The following is a 294-nucleotide window of genomic DNA, read 5'->3' on the forward strand; positions in this document are numbered from 1 at the left end:
GAGATCGCTCATTTCAACTTCGATCGAGTATTTTTCACGCAGCCAGTTTTCTACCTCCCAGCCGGTGATGCCCAGATCGCGTACGTGAATCAGCAGCTTGGTTGGATCCATTGCGTAAGTGGCAGGCTTTCCGAGTATTTCCCGACCGACGCAGTACATCCGGGGAATCTCGTTGATCTGATCACGTGCTCTGTTTGCCAGCTCCATCGCCTGTTCTGCCAGTTGATGCCCGTTGAGCGCCAAGTGCTGGCGCGCCATATCAAGGGAAGCAAGCAAAATGTAGGACGTGGAAGT

General features: G+C 53.4%; 1 pseudogene. It reads right to left on the reverse strand.

Annotated features, from left to right (window positions below):
* A pseudogene (locus MXD62_RS08345) lies at positions 1-294 on the reverse strand (arginine decarboxylase); the annotation flags it as partial.

Source organism: Frankia sp. Mgl5 (assembly GCF_023242985.1).
GTDB lineage: Bacteria > Actinomycetota > Actinomycetes > Frankiales > Frankiaceae > Parafrankia > Parafrankia soli.